Raw genomic sequence first — 512 nt, forward strand, 5'->3', positions numbered from 1 at the left:
CCATCGCCGAGCTGCGCCAGGCCCTTGCGTCCTGCCGGCACCCGGCCTTCGTTCCCACCATGGGCAATCTGCACGACGGGCATCTGGCCCTGGTGCAGCTGGCCAGGCCGCTGGGTGACGTGACCGTGGTCAGCATTTTTGTGAACCGCCTGCAGTTCCTGCCGCACGAGGATTTCGACAGCTATCCGCGCACCTGGGAGGCCGACTGCGCCCGGCTGCGCGACGGCGGTTGCGACCTGTTGTTTGCCCCGCGCGAGCGCGAACTCTACCCCCGGCCCCAGACCTTCCGACTGCAACCCGACCCGGCGCTGGCGGACCTGCTGGAGGGGCAATTTCGTCCCGGCTTCTTCGGGGGGGTGGGCACGGTGGTGCTCAAGCTCTTTGCCTGCGTGCTCGGCCAAACGGGTGGCACGGCGGTGTTCGGCAAGAAGGACTACCAGCAGCTCATGGTGATCCGCGAGATGGTGCAGCAGTTCGCGTTGCCCATCGAGATCGTTGCAGCCGAGACCAGC

1 protein-coding gene is annotated in these 512 nt (G+C 67.2%); it reads left to right on the forward strand.

Annotation, left to right across the window (positions count from 1 at the left end; all coding sequences use genetic code 11):
* Positions 1 to 2: 2 nt before the first annotated feature.
* The coding region (locus VTU_RS26150; protein ID WP_040892328.1) for a 4-phosphopantoate--beta-alanine ligase at positions 3 to 512 on the forward strand (510 nt) is incomplete at its 3' end.

The organism is Verminephrobacter aporrectodeae subsp. tuberculatae At4 (genome assembly GCF_000193225.1).
In the GTDB taxonomy this organism is placed as follows: domain Bacteria; phylum Pseudomonadota; class Gammaproteobacteria; order Burkholderiales; family Burkholderiaceae_C; genus Acidovorax; species Acidovorax aporrectodeae.